The organism is Pseudomonas sp. P110(2024) (assembly GCF_057480795.1).
The window spans coordinates 443821-458185 of sequence record NZ_JBLIYT010000002.1 but is presented as its reverse complement, the minus strand read 5'-3'; the positions used below and the strand labels follow the sequence as shown (position 1 = coordinate 458185).

Annotated in this window: 16 protein-coding genes and 3 tRNA genes; 9 read left to right on the top strand and 10 right to left on the bottom strand. The window is 64.0% G+C overall.

Going from position 1 to position 14365, the window contains the following annotated elements; genetic code table 11:
- Positions 1 to 42 precede the first annotated feature (42 nt).
- Entirely contained in the window at positions 43 to 1140 is a 1098-nt protein-coding gene (gene thiO, locus AC25ND_RS05030; RefSeq protein ID WP_213884103.1) for a glycine oxidase ThiO, read from the top strand.
- Positions 1141 to 1203: 63 nt separating this feature from the next.
- On the opposite strand, the gene AC25ND_RS05025 is transcribed toward thiO, so the two are convergent.
- Together AC25ND_RS05025 and AC25ND_RS05020 are read right to left on the bottom strand one after the other, a co-directional pair.
- Entirely contained in the window at positions 1204 to 1434 is a 231-nt protein-coding gene (locus tag AC25ND_RS05025; protein WP_028689896.1) for a PP0621 family protein, read from the bottom strand.
- A 94-nt stretch (positions 1435 to 1528) separates the two neighbouring features.
- Positions 1529 to 2548 carry an outer membrane protein assembly factor BamD gene (locus AC25ND_RS05020; RefSeq protein WP_486976148.1) on the bottom strand — a complete coding sequence of 340 codons (1020 nt, stop codon included), beginning with the start codon at positions 2546 to 2548 and terminating at the stop codon, positions 1529 to 1531.
- A 149-nt stretch (positions 2549 to 2697) separates the two neighbouring features.
- On the opposite strand from AC25ND_RS05020, the gene rluD reads away from it, so the two are divergent.
- The 7 genes from rluD to AC25ND_RS04985 all read left to right on the top strand — a co-directional run bounded on the left by rluD (position 2698) and on the right by AC25ND_RS04985 (position 8407).
- A complete protein-coding gene (gene rluD / locus AC25ND_RS05015) occupies positions 2698 to 3660 on the top strand; it encodes a 23S rRNA pseudouridine(1911/1915/1917) synthase RluD (RefSeq protein WP_028689894.1) in 963 nt (320 codons plus the stop codon).
- The gene (pgeF, locus tag AC25ND_RS05010; RefSeq protein ID WP_028689893.1) at positions 3657 to 4397 is read left to right on the top strand and encodes a peptidoglycan editing factor PgeF; all 741 of its coding nucleotides are present in this window, start codon (positions 3657 to 3659) and stop codon (positions 4395 to 4397) included. Before rluD ends, pgeF begins: the two co-directional genes overlap by 4 nt.
- Positions 4398 to 4560: 163 nt before the next feature.
- Complete coding sequence (gene clpB / locus AC25ND_RS05005; protein ID WP_069016171.1) at positions 4561 to 7125, top strand: ATP-dependent chaperone ClpB; 2565 nt, start codon at positions 4561 to 4563, stop codon at positions 7123 to 7125.
- Positions 7126 to 7528: 403 nt separating this feature from the next.
- Positions 7529 to 7604, top strand: a tRNA-Asn gene (locus tag AC25ND_RS05000).
- Positions 7605 to 7608: 4 nt separating this feature from the next.
- Positions 7609 to 7685: transfer RNA gene (locus AC25ND_RS04995), tRNA-Pro, on the top strand.
- A gap of 6 nt (positions 7686 to 7691) precedes the next feature.
- Positions 7692 to 7767, top strand: a tRNA-Lys gene (locus AC25ND_RS04990).
- Positions 7768 to 7870: 103 nt separating this feature from the next.
- The gene (locus AC25ND_RS04985) at positions 7871 to 8407 is read left to right on the top strand and encodes a dihydrofolate reductase family protein (RefSeq protein WP_088851382.1); all 537 of its coding nucleotides are present in this window, start codon (positions 7871 to 7873) and stop codon (positions 8405 to 8407) included.
- Between the two features lie 39 nt (positions 8408 to 8446).
- Here AC25ND_RS04985 and AC25ND_RS04980 read toward each other — a convergent pair whose 3' ends face one another.
- The 4 genes from AC25ND_RS04980 to AC25ND_RS04965 all read right to left on the bottom strand — a co-directional run bounded on the left by AC25ND_RS04980 (position 8447) and on the right by AC25ND_RS04965 (position 11249).
- The gene (locus AC25ND_RS04980) at positions 8447 to 9742 is read right to left on the bottom strand and encodes an NAD(P)/FAD-dependent oxidoreductase (protein ID WP_186594159.1); all 1296 of its coding nucleotides are present in this window, start codon (positions 9740 to 9742) and stop codon (positions 8447 to 8449) included.
- Between the two features lie 84 nt (positions 9743 to 9826).
- The gene (locus tag AC25ND_RS04975; RefSeq protein ID WP_050703672.1) at positions 9827 to 10000 is read right to left on the bottom strand and encodes a DUF3094 family protein; all 174 of its coding nucleotides are present in this window, start codon (positions 9998 to 10000) and stop codon (positions 9827 to 9829) included.
- Positions 10001 to 10132: 132 nt separating this feature from the next.
- Entirely contained in the window at positions 10133 to 10762 is a 630-nt protein-coding gene (locus tag AC25ND_RS04970) for a DUF1780 domain-containing protein (RefSeq protein ID WP_028689889.1), read from the bottom strand.
- A 55-nt stretch (positions 10763 to 10817) separates the two neighbouring features.
- Positions 10818 to 11249 (bottom strand): hypothetical protein, encoded by a 432-nt coding sequence (locus tag AC25ND_RS04965; protein WP_486976147.1) that lies wholly within the window; start codon positions 11247 to 11249, stop codon positions 10818 to 10820.
- 86 nt (positions 11250 to 11335) lie between these two features.
- On the opposite strand from AC25ND_RS04965, the gene AC25ND_RS04960 reads away from it, so the two are divergent.
- On the top strand, positions 11336 to 12043 hold the full coding sequence (locus AC25ND_RS04960; protein ID WP_028689887.1) for an energy-coupling factor ABC transporter permease: 708 nt from the start codon (positions 11336 to 11338) through the stop codon (positions 12041 to 12043).
- Here the strand turns inward: AC25ND_RS04960 and AC25ND_RS04955 are convergent.
- From AC25ND_RS04955 to AC25ND_RS04940, 4 genes are all read right to left on the bottom strand, one after another.
- Entirely contained in the window at positions 12007 to 12468 is a 462-nt protein-coding gene (locus AC25ND_RS04955; RefSeq protein WP_486976146.1) for a hypothetical protein, read from the bottom strand. The two genes, AC25ND_RS04960 and AC25ND_RS04955, sit on opposite strands and share 37 nt — an antisense overlap.
- A 210-nt stretch (positions 12469 to 12678) precedes the next feature.
- Complete coding sequence (gene yacG / locus AC25ND_RS04950; protein WP_011535705.1) at positions 12679 to 12879, bottom strand: DNA gyrase inhibitor YacG; 201 nt, start codon at positions 12877 to 12879, stop codon at positions 12679 to 12681.
- Positions 12876 to 13499, bottom strand: a complete 624-nt coding sequence (gene coaE / locus AC25ND_RS04945) for a dephospho-CoA kinase (protein WP_028689885.1) — start codon at positions 13497 to 13499, stop codon at positions 12876 to 12878. Before coaE ends, yacG begins: the two co-directional genes overlap by 4 nt.
- Entirely contained in the window at positions 13499 to 14365 is an 867-nt protein-coding gene (locus AC25ND_RS04940; RefSeq protein WP_486976145.1) for a prepilin peptidase, read from the bottom strand. The genes coaE and AC25ND_RS04940 overlap by 1 nt, the downstream gene beginning before the upstream one ends.

Below are 14365 nucleotides of genomic sequence, written 5' to 3'. Positions count from 1 at the left end.
TGCCCAGGCACCGTGGAATTACTTCAGGTGTTGGATCGAACCATGAGCAAGCAAGTAGTGATTGTCGGCGGCGGTGTCATCGGCCTGCTGACCGCGTTCAACCTGGCGGCGGATGTCGATCAGGTGGTGGTGTGCGACCAGGGCGAGGTGGGTCGGGAGTCGTCCTGGGCCGGTGGCGGGATCGTCTCGCCGCTGTACCCGTGGCGCTACAGCCCGGCGGTGACCGCCCTGGCACACTGGTCGCAGGATTTTTATCCACAGCTGGGCGAGCGTCTGTTCGCCAGCACCGGGGTCGACCCCGAGGTGCACACCACCGGCCTGTACTGGCTGGATCTGGAAGACGAAGCCGAGGCCCTGGCCTGGGCCGCTCGCGAGCATCGCCCGCTCAGTGCGGTGGATATCTCGGCGGCCTATGACGCCGTGCCGGTGCTTGGTCCGGGTTACCGCCATGCCATCTACATGGCAGGCGTGGCCAACGTGCGCAACCCGCGGTTGGTGAAGTCGCTGAAGGCCGCGCTGCAGGCGCTGGCGAACGTGACCCTGCGCGAGCATTGCCAGATCAGCGGTTTCGTCCATGAAGGTGGCCGCGTTACCGGTGTGCAGACCGAGGACGGAGTGATCGCCGCCGACGATGTGGTGCTCAGCGCCGGAGCCTGGAGCGGTGACCTGCTGCAGACCCTCGGGCTGACGCTGCCGGTGGAGCCGGTGAAGGGGCAGATGATCCTGTTCAAGTGCGCCGAGGACTTCTTGCCGAGCATGGTCCTGGCCAAGGGGCGCTATGCGATCCCGCGCCGCGACGGGCATATCCTGGTGGGCAGTACCCTGGAGCATGCCGGCTATGACAAAACCCCGACCGGTGATGCGTTGGCGAGCCTGAAGGCCTCGGCGGTGGAGTTGCTGCCGGCGCTGGCGGATGCCGAGGTGGTGGGGCATTGGGCTGGCCTGCGCCCAGGGTCGCCGGAAGGCATCCCGTACATCGGCGCGGTGCCGGGGCATGAGGGGCTATGGCTGAACTGCGGGCATTACCGCAACGGGCTGGTGCTGGCGCCGGCGTCGTGCCAGCTGTTCGGTGATTTGCTGCTGGGGCGCGAGCCGATCATCGATCCGGCGCCGTATGCGCCTGGGGGGCGGTTGGGCTGAGCGCATAGGGCTCATGCCTATTCACGGTAGGAGATTGCACAGCCCTTCCGGGCTGCGCGTCGGTCAGCGTTGCTGGCCTGGCCCTTGCTCCAGATGCTGCTGGCTGCAATACCACTCCTGGCCCCGCGACAACGCCCGGTCATTGGGCAGGTGAACGCCGCAATGGGCGCAGCGCACCATCTTCAGCGGATCCTGCAGGCGCGGCTCGGCAGGTGATTGCTGACTGGTCTTGAACTTGCGCCACAGCCAGAACGCGGCGGCGATCAGGGCGATCCAGAAGAGTAGGCGAACCATGGTGTCCAGCTTGTCGAGAAAAGAAGCCGACAGTCTAGGACGCAGGCATGAAAAAAGGGAGGCCTCGGGCCTCCCTTTCTTTGTGTGCGTGGTATCAGTCGAACAGACCGAAGGTCATGTAGCTGAACCAGGAACGGTCTTTCTCGGCTTCCTTCGGACCTTCCGGCAGGATCGGGTCGCCGTTCTCGTCCTTGGGCAGCAGCTCTTCGGGCATTTCCGAGCGAGCATCCTGGAACTGCTTGACCACGTCCTGGTTGGCGCGGGTCTCGCCCGGTGGCAGCGGCGCCTGGGTGTCGATCAGGCCCAGGGTGGCCTTGGACAGCCACGAGCGGTTGCCGTTTTCGTCCACCTTGGTGATGAACTGGCCATCGACCAGGCTCGGGTGGTCCGGGTAGTTGAGCTTGAGAGTCTCGAGGCTGGTGGCCGCCAGTTCGTCCAGGTGCATGCGCTGGTACGACTCGACCATCACTGCCAGGCCATCACCCACCGACGGGGTTTCCTGGAAGTTCTCCACCACATAGCGGCCACGGTTGGCGGCGGCGACATAGGCCTCGCGGCTCAGGTAGTAGTTGGCCACGTGGATTTCGTAGGAGGCCAGCAGGTTGCGCAGGTAGATCATGCGCTGCTTGGCATCCGGGGCGTAGCGGCTGTTGGGGAAGCGGCTGGTCAGCTGGGCGAACTCGTTGTACGAGTCGCGGGCGGCGCCCGGGTCACGCTTGGTCATGTCCAGCGGCAGGAAGCGCGCCAGCAGGCCACGGTCCTGGTCGAACGAGGTCAGGCCCTTGAGGTAGTAGGCGTAGTCGACGTTCGGGTGCTGCGGGTGCAGGCGGATGAAGCGCTCGGCGGCGGATTTTGCGGCCTCGGGCTCGGAGTTCTTGTAGTTGGCGTAGATCAGCTCGAGCTGGGCCTGGTCGGCGTAGCGGCCGAACGGGTAGCGCGATTCCAGGGCCTTGAGCTTGTTCACGGCGCTGGTGTAGCTGGAGTTGTCCAGGTCGGCCTGCGCCTGCTGGTACAGCTCGGCCTCGCTGAGGTTCTCGTCAATGACTTCCTTGTTCGAGGAACAGGCAGCGGTGAGCCCGAGGATGGCGATCAGCAGCAGGTGTTTCACTTGCATGGCGGCTTGCGTCCCTTTGACGGCCGCTGTCTTGGGCGGTGCCGTCCTGTTATGATGAGCGCCCCCGGCCAAACCCCGGGGCAAAAGAAGCCGTATTTAACCACAAGCGCGCAGCCGAAACCAAAGGCTGAACGCCCGTCGATTCGAGCATGTCCGAGATCATTCAACTTAGCGCAGAGGTCCCGTCCGAACTGGGCGGCCAACGCCTCGACCAGGTCGCCGCCCAATTGTTCGCCGAGTACTCGCGTTCGCGCCTGTCCTCGTGGATCAAGGATGGCCGCCTGACCGTCGATGGCGCGGTGCTGCGACCGCGCGACACCGTCCACACCGGCTCCATCCTGGCCCTCGAAGCCGAGCAGGAGGCCCAGGGCGAATGGGTGGCTCAGGACATCGAGCTGGACATCGTCTACGAGGACGACCAGATCCTGGTGATCAACAAGCCTGCCGGGCTGGTGGTCCACCCGGCGGCCGGTCACCCCGACGGCACCTTGCTCAACGCCCTGCTGCACCATGTCCCGGACATCGTCAACGTGCCGCGCGCCGGCATCGTGCACCGCCTGGACAAGGACACCACCGGCCTGATGGTGGTGGCTAAGACCCTGCAGGCGCAGACCAACCTCGTCGACCAGCTGCAAAAACGTTCGGTCAGCCGTATCTACGAGTGCATCGTGGTCGGCGTGGTGATCGCCGGCGGCAAGATCGACGCGCCGATCGGCCGTCACGGCGGCGAGCGCCAGCGCATGGCGGTGACCGAGGGCGGCAAGCCGGCCGTCAGTCACTACCGCGTGCTCAAGCGCTTCCGTTCGCACACCCATGTGCGGGTCAAGCTGGAAACCGGCCGCACCCACCAGATCCGTGTGCACATGGCCCATGTCGGCTATCCGCTGGTCGGCGACCAGACCTACGGTGCACGCTTCCGCATCCCGCCGGCCGCCAGCGTGGCCATGGTCGAGGCGGTCAAGCACTTCCCGCGTCAGGCCCTGCACGCGCGTTTCCTGGCGCTGGACCACCCGACCACGGGTGAGCGCATGGAATGGAAGTCGGAGTTGCCGGACGACTTCCAGTGGCTGCTGTCGCTGCTTGACCAGGACCGCGAGAGCTTCATCGGATGAGTGGCCTGGCGCAGTCGCTGATCCTTCCCGACTGGCCGGCCCCGGCCTCGGTTCGCGCCTGTGTCACCACCCGCGAGGGCGGCGTCAGCCTGCCGCCCTACGCCTCCTTCAATCTCGGTGACCACGTGGGCGATGACCCGCAGGCGGTCGCCGAGAACCGTCGTCGCCTGAGTGACGAATTCGCCATCCAGCCCGCCTGGCTCAAGCAGGTGCATGGGCTGGTGGTGGCCGACGCCAACCCCGCCGTGGTTGCCGAAGCCGATGCCAGCTGGACCGACCAGCCGGGCATCGCTTGCACTGTGATGACTGCCGATTGCCTGCCTGCACTGTTCTGCGACCGCGCCGGTACCCGTGTCGCGGCCGCCCATGCCGGCTGGCGCGGGCTGGCCGGTGGCGTGCTGGAGGCCACCCTTGACCGCCTGGCGCTGGCGCCTGAAGAGGTATTGGTGTGGCTGGGGCCCGCCATCGGGCCGCAGGCGTTCGAGGTGGGGCTGGAAGTGCGCGATGCCTTCACTGCCGTGCATCCCGAGGCGGCTGAGGCGTTTGTCGAGGGCGAGCGTGCGGGCAAGCTGATGGCCGATATCTACCAGCTGGCGCGGATCCGCCTGGCGGCGCGTGGCGTTACCGCCGTTTATGGTGGCGGGTTCTGCACGGTCAGCGACTCGCGTTTCTTCTCTTATCGCCGCACCCCGCAGGGTGGGCGCTTTGCTTCGTTGGTCTGGTTGCAGCCGCGCTGACCTTACGCTCCCATGTTGCCTGACGTCACTGGTGCTGACCTCTGTCAACCCCGCTACGCTTGAATCTTCCAGAATCACCCTTATGTATTGGTCATCTCAGGCAGGTTCTTCATTACAGGTGCTGTCCATCGCTCCGCCTGCCCTTTAAAGGAAGGTATCCCCCATGCGAATAGACCGACTGACCAGCAAGCTGCAACTGGCATTATCCGACTCCCAATCCCTGGCCGTGGGCATGGACCACCCGGCCATCGAGCCCCTGCACCTGATGCAGGCGCTGATCGACCAGCAGGGCGGCTCGATCAAGCCGCTGCTGATGCAGGTCGGCTTTGACATCAACAGCCTGCGCAAGGCGTTGACCAAGGAGCTCGACCAACTGCCGAAAATCCAGAACCCCACGGGCGATGTGAACATGTCCCAGGACCTGGCACGCCTGCTCAACCAGGCCGACCGCCTGGCCCAGCAGAAGGGTGACCAGTTCATCTCCAGCGAGCTGGTGCTGCTCGCCGCCATGGACGAGAACAGCAAGGTCGGCAAGCTGCTGCTCGGCCAGGGCGTGAGCAAGAAGGCCCTGGAGAACGCCATCAACAACCTGCGCGGCGGCGCGGCGGTGAACGACGCCAATGCCGAGGAATCGCGCCAGGCCCTGGACAAGTACACCGTTGACCTCACCAAGCGCGCCGAAGAGGGCAAGCTGGACCCGGTGATCGGCCGTGACGACGAGATCCGCCGCACCATCCAGGTGCTGCAACGCCGCACCAAGAACAACCCGGTGCTGATCGGCGAACCCGGCGTGGGCAAGACCGCCATCGCCGAGGGCCTGGCCCAGCGCATCATCAACGGCGAGGTGCCCGATGGCCTGAAAGGCAAGCGCCTGCTGGCCCTGGACATGGGCGCGCTGATTGCTGGCGCCAAGTACCGTGGCGAGTTCGAAGAGCGCCTCAAAGGCCTGCTCAACGAACTGAGCAAGCAGGAAGGCCAGATCATCCTGTTCATCGACGAGCTGCACACCATGGTCGGCGCCGGTAAAGGCGAAGGCGCCATGGATGCCGGCAACATGCTCAAGCCGGCCCTGGCCCGTGGCGAGCTGCATTGCGTCGGTGCCACCACGCTCAACGAGTACCGCCAGTTCATCGAGAAGGACGCCGCCCTCGAGCGCCGTTTCCAGAAGGTGCTGGTCGAGGAGCCGAGCGAGGAAGACACCATCGCCATCCTGCGGGGCCTGAAAGAACGCTATGAAGTGCACCACAAGGTGGCCATCACCGACGGCGCGATCATCGCCGCGGCCAAGCTCAGCCACCGCTACATCACCGACCGCCAGCTGCCGGACAAGGCCATCGACCTGATCGACGAAGCGGCCAGCCGCATCCGCATGGAGATCGACTCCAAGCCGGAAGTGCTCGACCGCCTCGACCGTCGCTTGATCCAACTGAAGGTGGAATCCCAGGCGCTGAAGAAAGAAGAGGACGAAGCGGCGAAGAAACGCCTGGAGAAGCTGACCGAGGAAATCGACCGCCTGGAGCGCGAGTACGCCGACCTCGAGGAGATCTGGGCCTCGGAAAAAGCCGAGGTGCAGGGCTCGGCGCAGATCCAGCAGAAGATCGAGCAGTCGCGCCAGGAACTGGAAGCCGCGCGCCGCAAGGGCGACCTCAGCCGCATGGCCGAGCTGCAGTACGGGGTGATCCCGGACCTGGAGCGCAGCCTGCAGATGGTCGACCAGCACGGCAAGACCGACAACCAGCTGCTGCGCAACAAGGTGACCGAGGAAGAAATCGCCGAAGTGGTGTCCAAGTGGACCGGCATCCCGGTGGCCAAGATGCTCGAAGGCGAGCGCGAGAAGCTGCTGAAGATGGAAAGCCTGCTGCATGAGCGGGTGATCGGCCAGGACGAGGCGGTGACCGCCGTGGCCAACGCCGTGCGCCGTTCCCGCGCCGGGCTGTCCGATCCGAACCGCCCCAGCGGCTCGTTCCTGTTCCTCGGGCCTACCGGCGTGGGCAAGACCGAACTGTGCAAGGCGCTGGCCGAGTTCCTGTTCGACACCGAAGAGGCCATGGTGCGCATCGACATGTCCGAGTTCATGGAGAAACACTCGGTGGCTCGCCTGATCGGCGCACCGCCAGGCTATGTGGGTTATGAAGAGGGCGGCTACCTGACCGAGGCCGTGCGTCGCAAGCCGTACTCGGTGGTGCTGCTCGACGAGGTGGAGAAGGCCCACCCGGATGTGTTCAACGTGTTGCTGCAGGTGCTGGAAGACGGTCGCCTGACCGACAGCCACGGCCGCACCGTGGACTTCCGCAACACGGTGATCGTGATGACCTCCAACCTGGGCTCGGCGCAGATCCAGGAACTGGCCGGTGATCGCGAAGCGCAGCGCGCGGCGGTGATGGACGCGGTGGGTTCGCACTTCCGTCCGGAGTTCATCAACCGCATCGACGAGGTGGTGGTGTTCGAGCCGCTGGGCCGCGAGCAGATCGCCGGTATCACCGAGATCCAGCTCGGCCGCCTGCGTGGCCGCCTGGCCGAGCGCGAGCTGTCGCTGAGCCTGAGCCCGGAGGCGTTGGACAAGCTGATCGCCGTCGGTTACGACCCAGTGTATGGGGCACGGCCGCTCAAGCGTGCGATCCAGCGCTGGATCGAGAACCCGCTGGCGCAGTTGATCCTGTCTGGCGAGTTCTTGCCGGGTGCGGCGATCACCGCGAAGGTGCAGGGCGAGGAAATCGTCTTCGCCTGATCACGGCAGTAGTTGAAGAGCCCCGCGAAAGCGGGGCTTTTTTATGTGGGCTTTCCCGACGCCATAGCGGGCTTGCCCCGCGATAAGGCCAGTGCAGGCGCCGCAAACCCCTGATTTTCCGGCTTCCTACCTAACTTGCTGAAAATTTTGAAAAAAGTGCTTGCACAAAAATCAGAGTGCCCCTAATATTCGCCCCGCTGTCAGGCACTGAGCGAATCACCAGCAACATCGGAGATCGCAAAACAACTTACAAATCAGTAAGTTGAACGAAAAAAAGTGGTTGACAAGCAAAACGAAGAATGTAGAATAGCCGGCCTTAGCAGCGACAACGCGAAAGCGAAGCAGCTAAAGAGTTCGAAGCTAACACAGACTTCGAAGCAGTAAAGATGTACCGAAGTTCAGTTCCGCGATAGCTCAGTCGGTAGAGCAAATGACTGTTAATCATTGGGTCCCTGGTTCGAGTCCAGGTCGCGGAGCCAATCTCGGGGTGTAGCGCAGTCCGGTAGCGCGCCTGCTTTGGGAGCAGGATGTCAGGAGTTCGAATCCCCTCACCCCGACCATTTTCCGGGTCGTTAGCTCAGTTGGTAGAGCAGTTGGCTTTTAACCAATTGGTCGTAGGTTCGAATCCTACACGACCCACCATGTAAAAAGGGCATCTCGACTGAGATGCCCTTTTTCTTTTGTCCGCGATTTATCTCCCCGCCCTTTGCTACCCTGTGGCCTTTGCCCGCAGGAGCGCCCGCGCATGCCACTCAAAGCCAGTGTTTTCATCGCCACCAGCCTGGACGGCTACATCGCCCGCGAAGACGGCGGCCTCGACTGGCTGATGGGCGCTACCCAGTCCGCTGACGACCATGGTTATGCCGGGTTCATGGCGGGTGTCGATACGCTGGTGATGGGGCGCGGCACTTTCGACAAGGTCATGACCTTTGGCGAGTGGCCGTATCCGGATACCCGGGTGGTGGTGGTCAGCAGTACCCTCGAGGCGCTGCCCAGAGGTGTGCCAGAGCGCGTCGAGCTGCACCCGGGGCCGATCCCGGCGTTGCTCGAGCACCTGCAGGCCACGGGCGCGAAAAGCCTGTACCTGGATGGCGGCAAGCTGATTCAGGGGTTCTTGCGCGAGGGGTTGGTGGACGAGCTGACCATCACCCGCATTCCCGTGCTGCTGGGGCAGGGGATACCGTTGTTCGGCGGGTTGGCGAAGGATGTGCTGTTGCAGCACATGAGGACGACCAGCTACGAGAGCGGGTTTGTGCAGAGCACGTATCGCGTGGTGCGTTGAATCGCTGGGGCTGCACTGCAGCCCCAGTATCTTGAAGCCTCAGTGCAGCTTCAGACGCGGCTCGGTGCCCCGGCCAATCTTGCTGCCCAGCATCAGCATCAAGGTGCGGAAGGTCCCGTACAGCGCCATCTGGTGCATACGATACAGCGACACATAGAACATCCGCGCCAGCCAGCCTTCCAGCTTCACGCTGCCCATCAGGTTGCCCATCAAGTTACCCACAGCCGAGAAGCGCGACAGTGACACCAGCGAGCCGTAGTCCTTGTACTCGTAGGTCGGCAGCGCCTTGTTCTCCAGGCGCAGCTTGAGGCTCTTGGCCAGCAGCGAGGCCTGCTGGTGCGCGGCCTGGGCCCTTGGCGGCACATTGCGGTCGCTGCCCGGTTGCGGGCAGGCGGCGCAGTCGCCGAAGGCGAAGATGTTGTCGTCCAGGGTAGTCTGCAAGGTCGGGCGCACCACCAGCTGGTTGATGCGGTTGGTCTCCAGGCCATCGATGTCCTTGAGGAAGCCCGGCGCGCGAATGCCAGCCGCCCAGACCTTCAAGCTGGCCTGGATCACTTCGCCCGAGGCGGTCTTCAGGCCATCGGCGGTCACTTCGCTGACCGCGGCGTTGGTCATCACCGTCACCCCGAGTTTTTCCAGGGTCTTGTGCACCGGCACGCTGATGCGCTCCGGCAGCGCCGGCAGCACCCGCGGGCCCGCTTCGATGATAGTGATGTGCATGTCTTTGGGCTGGATCTTGTCCAGGCCGTAGGCTGCCAGCTCATGGGCCGCGTTGTGCAGCTCGGCCGCCAGCTCAACACCGGTGGCGCCGGCGCCGACGATGGCCACGCTGATCTGCTCGCTGGCCACATCGCCCGCGTGGGCACGCAGGTAGTGGTTGAGCAGCTGCTGGTGGAAGCGCTCGGCCTGCTTGCGGCTGTCGAGGAACAGGCAGTGCTGCGCCGCGCCCAGGGTGCCGAAGTCGTTGGTGTTGCTGCCCACGGCGATCACCAGGGTGTCGTAGCCGAGGGTGCGCGCAGGCAGCAGCTCACGGCCCTCGTCGTCGAGGGTCGCGGCCAGCTGGATCTGCTTGCTCTCACGGTCCAGGCCGCTCATGCGGCCCATCTGGAAGTTGAAGTGATTCCACTTGGCCTGGGCCACGTAGTTCAGTTCGTCTTCCGAGGAGTTCAGCGAGCCGGCCGCCACTTCGTGCAGCAGGGGCTTCCAGATGTGCGTCAGGTTGGCATCAACCAGGGTGATCTCGGCCTGTTTGCGCTTGCCCAGGCTTTTACCCAGGCGGGTCGCCAGTTCCAGGCCGCCGGCGCCGCCGCCGACAATCACGATGCGATGAGTCATGGGGATATCTCACAAGTTTTACGGAATTCGTGGACACAAGGTCCGGCCGCATCCGGCACGAGGGGCGGGCGAGCGCAAGGCAGCTCATAGCACCAGTCCACTCAGCAGGCGGCTCAACAGGCCCAGACCGATGGTCACGGCCACCACCAGCAACAGGAGCAGCAACGGCCGGAAGGGCCTGCGCTCGACTTGATGCTGGGGGGCACTCAGATACTCATCGACGCGACGCTGATCTTCGGGATTCAGGCGGCTGGTCATGGTGGGCCTCGTCAGATAGACGTTTGTGACTGCGTGTACGCTACAGCGTTCACGCAAACGCATGGATCGAATGATAATGCTTTCTATCCCTGGCGCCGAGTGTACGTGAACGCAAACACACTCGGCACTGGATCAAAGACTGATGCCTACGTCGAACACGATGCTGCGCCCCAGGTTGCCGCGCAGGAAATCCGGCGCGTCCGGATGGGCGAACAGCACCCGGGCGAAGGTCGGCCCCACCAGCGACAGCGAGCGCCAACCCTGGCGCAGGTACTCGGTGGGCGGCGGGAAATGGCTGTTGAGGTCGAGCACTTCGCGCTTGAGGCTGGCGAAGGCGATGATGTCCAGCTCGCCCAGGTCCAGCCCGCGTTCGCGGTAGTTGTGCGATTTCTTGCGCAGCGTTGGCGCCAGGCGCGCCAGCAGTTCCTGGGCGCTGATCCTTCGGGGCCGCTGCTCGCGGCGCACCAACTGGGCCAGGGAAAACGCGCTGCGCCGCCGTTGCAGCTCCTCGCGCCACTCGTCGTTGAGCCGGCGGCCCTCGTCGAGCACGAAGAACACTTCGAATGCCGCGTCGCGGAACAGCACGTCCGGCGGCTCCTGCCCGGCCGGGGTGAAGTCCTCGCTGCGGTAGGGAATGTTCAGCCCTTGCAGCAGGCGCTGGCAGACCCAACGCTCGCGCTCCCATTTGCGGGCATTGGACAGGAACGCATTGGCTTGTTCGGCCTGGATGGTAAGCAGGCGCAGGTAGTCTGAGTCATCCATGGGGACAAGCTTAGTCGCTAATTGATGACGGTAAGATGCTGTTTGTGCGTGGGAATCAGCCCAGCACCAGCCATTGCTGGAACACGCAGAGCAAATGCAGCAACCCGCCGCCCAGGCAGATCGCCGAACTGACCGCGATGAAACGCCGGCTGCGTCCGGTGCCGGCCAGCAACAACGGGCCCAGCAGGCCACGGGCCAGGTACACCAGGGTGATCAGGCAGATGATCGGCATCAGCAACGGCAAGGGTGCGATCATGCCGGCCGCCGACAGCGCGTAGGCGGCCCAGATCAGCAGCACCGTCGCGATCGCCACGGTGACCAGGGCAGGGTAGGCGCGCCCTTGTTCGGCGGCCCGGGTCATACGCTCGCCCGCGCCGAACAGGCGGTACCAGCGCGGCCCCACGGCGATGACCATCAGGTGCAGTACCCCCGCGATGGCGCTGAACAGCGCGCCCAGCAGCAAGGGCAGGTTGATGCCTTCAGTCATCGGGGATGCGTCCTGCAGTGAAAGGAGGTGTCAGCCTATAGCAACCGGACGAAAGGGAGAATGGGTGTAGACTCAGGCTTGTCCACATGGCCGACAGGGATATTGTTCAGGTGATCAGCGCACAGGTCTTGTCCAGCACCAGCCTCACCCTTGGCTGGCTCGGTTACGTGCCCCTGCTGGTCTGGGCCGCCAGCCGCACGCGTTGGGTGGAGCTGTTTACCGATACCCGCCGCCAGCACCTGCTGTTCGGCACGGTGTTCTGCCTGTTCGTGCTGTGGCTGGTGCGGCGTGATTTCGATACCGGCGTGTCGTATCACTTCATCGGCATGACCGCGGTGACCCTGCTGCTGGACTGGCCGCTGGCGGTGCTCGGTGGCTTCCTGGCTCAGCTTGGCCTGTTGCTGCTCGGCCGCCAGGACCTTGCCGCCATCGGTGTAAACGGCCTGCTGATCGTCGGCTTGCCGGTGCTGGTCACCGAGGTGTGCGCGATCCTGGTCGAGCGCGCCCAGCCGCGTAACCTGTTCGTGTATATCTTCTGTTGCGGTTTTTTCCCCGCCGCGCTGACCGTGCTGGTATGCCTGGCGGCCGGGCTGGGGGTGTTGTGGATGGACGAGCGGTTCGCCATGCCGGAGTGGCTGAGCGACTTTGTTGGCTACCTGTGGCTGATGATGTTCCCCGAGGCATTCATCAACGGCACTGTGATCAGTGCCCTGGTGGTGTTCTGCCCCGAGTGGCTGGAGACGTTCAACCGCAGCCGTTACCTGCAGGCACCGTGGAAGGATGAGGAGAAATGAAGTGAATGGCACCGGCTTTGCCGGTGATCGCGGGGCAAGCCCGCTCCCACGTTGTTTCCTCCACGATAACCTTCACCTACAGAAAGTCGTTCGTAGCAATATCGATGGATGACGCATGGGCGAGGGTTGGCGTGGGAGCGGGCTTGCCCCGCGATTGAGTGACCTCGGCCTGTCGTCTCAATCCGAATCATCACGAAATAGCGTGAGCGTTTGAACAGCAAGCGCTGGCCGACCAGCATGAACAACATCCCCCACAGGCCGCCATCGAGCTGCAGCACTTGTCGTTCACCCAATTGGGAGCAAGTGGAGATGCCGACCACCATGAAGATGATGTACACAGCCCTTCGCAACACTTTAGGGCGGCACAGCCAGTCGAGCAGTACGCCTGCCACCAATCCGTAAGCGATGAAATACAGTTCTGGCATGTTGGCGTCCTGCTCAGATCACCAGCAGCAAGGAGAATGGCTGGTGCATCGAACGATGCCAATGGATGGAGCGAGCGCCAATTCAGCGCGGTCTGATTAACAGGTAAGAAATGTCTGAGGCTTGAACGCCGGCCTCCCAGTTAATGGACGACCGGCGTGGGAGCGGGCTTGCCCCGCGATTGCGGTGGTGCTCACACCACCAAGCCCAGCTTAGTGCCGCGGCTCCAGATCCCCCGAATACAGCTCGTCCTCGGACTCTTCCGCCCCCGCGATCTTATGCTCCTCGGCCGCCCAGGCCCCCAGGTCGATCAGCTTGCAGCGGTCCGAGCAAAACGGCCGGAATGGGCTCTTCTCCCCCCATTCCACAGGCGCCCCACAGGTCGGGCAATCAACGGTCATCGGCTGGCTCATGGCTGGCCTCCTCGCAAAGTCAGGTAAAAGTGGTGCAGACGGTCGATCTCGTCGTGCAGCGATTGCAGGTCACGATCATTGACCACCACGTCATCGGCATGGCGCAGGCGCTCTTCCCGGGCCAGCTGGGCCTTGAGAATCGCCTGCACCTGCTCAGGATTGGTGTTGTCCCGCTGCAGGGTGCGCTGCACCTGCAACTCGGTCGGCGCATCGATCACCAATATGCGCTGGGTCTTGCTGAACTGCCCCGACTCGATCAACAGCGGCGACACATACACCGCATAGGGCGTCTCGGCCTTGGCCAGGTAGCTGAAGATCTCCTGGCCGATCAGCGGGTGCAGCAGCTGCTCCAGCCATTGCCGTTGCGCAGGATCGGCGAAGATCTGCTGGCGCAGGGCACCACGGTCGAGCTGGCCGTCCTCAAGCAATACGCCCGGGCCGAAGCGTTCGACGATGCTTGCCAGGGCAGGGCGCCCTGGCTCGACAACCCAGCGCGCGGCCTGGTCGGCATCGACCAGGTGCACGCCCAGCTCGACGAAACGCTCGGCGGCGGCGCTCTTGCCGCTGCCGATGCCGCCGGTCAGGCCGAGAATCCAGGGGGTGAAAGGCGCTGTGCTCATCAGGTTCCAAGCAGTTGCAGGTAAGAAGCGACTATTTCATCACCCCAGAGCAATGCGATCCACCCCGCAATAGCCAGATAAGGCCCGAAAGGCAACGCAGCGCCCATTTGCGTGCGCTTCAAACGCACCAGCGTCAGCCCGATCAGCGCTCCGACCAGCGAGGCCAGCATCAAGGTCAGCGGCAAAATCTGCCAACCGCCCCAGGCCCCGAGCATGGCCAGCAGCTTGAAGTCGCCAAAGCCCATGCCCTCCTTGCCGGTCACCAGCTTGAACACCCAGTACACCGTCCACAGGCTCAGGTAACCCGCCACCGCGCCCCACACCGCATCGGCCAGCGGCACCACCAACCCGAAGGCGTTGACCACCAGCCCCAACCACAACAGCGGCAGCACCAGCACATCCGGCAGCAACTGGTGCTCGGCATCGATCAGGCTCAAGCCGATCAGCCCCCAGGTCAGCAGCATCACCGCCAGCGCTTCCACCCCCGGCCCGAAATGCCACGCCACCAGCAGTGACAGCAGGGCAGTGGCCAGCTCCACCAGTGGATAACGCGCACTGATCCGCGCCTTGCACCCCGAGCAACGCCCGCGCAAGGCCAGGTAACTCAGCACCGGAATGTTTTCCCACGCCCGGATCGGGCGTTGGCAATGCGGGCAGCGTGACGCCGGCAAACACAGGTCGAAACGCTCGTGCTCGGCCTGCGGCAGCCCCAGCACCTCCTGCGCCTCGCGCTGCCACTGGCGCTCGAGCATCAGCGGCAGCCGATACGCCAGCACATTGAGAAAACTGCCCACCAGCAACCCCAGCACCGCGGCCAGGGCATAGAAGAACGGCGGATGATCGACGATTACGGCCCAGGCATTCAT

Bases quoted from the DNA above. Each gene is read 5' to 3' on its own strand.
- AC25ND_RS04980 (WP_186594159.1), bottom strand. From the start codon at position 9,742: ATGACTCATCGCATCGTGATTGTCGGCGGCGGCGCCGGCGGCCTGGAA.
- clpB (WP_069016171.1), top strand. From the start codon at position 4,561: ATGCGAATAGACCGACTGACCAGCAAGCTGCAACTGGCATTATCCGAC.
- AC25ND_RS04955 (WP_486976146.1), bottom strand. From the start codon at position 12,468: ATGCCAGAACTGTATTTCATCGCTTACGGATTGGTGGCAGGCGTACTG.
- coaE (WP_028689885.1), bottom strand. From the start codon at position 13,499: ATGAGCACAGCGCCTTTCACCCCCTGGATTCTCGGCCTGACCGGCGGC.
- yacG (WP_011535705.1), bottom strand. From the start codon at position 12,879: ATGAGCCAGCCGATGACCGTTGATTGCCCGACCTGTGGGGCGCCTGTG.
- AC25ND_RS04965 (WP_486976147.1), bottom strand. From the start codon at position 11,249: ATGACTGAAGGCATCAACCTGCCCTTGCTGCTGGGCGCGCTGTTCAGC.
- AC25ND_RS04975 (WP_050703672.1), bottom strand. From the start codon at position 10,000: ATGACCAGCCGCCTGAATCCCGAAGATCAGCGTCGCGTCGATGAGTAT.
- rluD (WP_028689894.1), top strand. From the start codon at position 2,698: ATGTCCGAGATCATTCAACTTAGCGCAGAGGTCCCGTCCGAACTGGGC.
- AC25ND_RS04985 (WP_088851382.1), top strand. From the start codon at position 7,871: ATGCCACTCAAAGCCAGTGTTTTCATCGCCACCAGCCTGGACGGCTAC.
- pgeF (WP_028689893.1), top strand. From the start codon at position 3,657: ATGAGTGGCCTGGCGCAGTCGCTGATCCTTCCCGACTGGCCGGCCCCG.
- AC25ND_RS04970 (WP_028689889.1), bottom strand. From the start codon at position 10,762: ATGGATGACTCAGACTACCTGCGCCTGCTTACCATCCAGGCCGAACAA.
- AC25ND_RS04960 (WP_028689887.1), top strand. From the start codon at position 11,336: ATGGCCGACAGGGATATTGTTCAGGTGATCAGCGCACAGGTCTTGTCC.
- AC25ND_RS05020 (WP_486976148.1), bottom strand. From the start codon at position 2,548: ATGCAAGTGAAACACCTGCTGCTGATCGCCATCCTCGGGCTCACCGCT.
- thiO (WP_213884103.1), top strand. From the start codon at position 43: ATGAGCAAGCAAGTAGTGATTGTCGGCGGCGGTGTCATCGGCCTGCTG.
- AC25ND_RS04940 (WP_486976145.1), bottom strand. From the start codon at position 14,365: ATGAATGCCTGGGCCGTAATCGTCGATCATCCGCCGTTCTTCTATGCC.
- AC25ND_RS05025 (WP_028689896.1), bottom strand. From the start codon at position 1,434: ATGGTTCGCCTACTCTTCTGGATCGCCCTGATCGCCGCCGCGTTCTGG.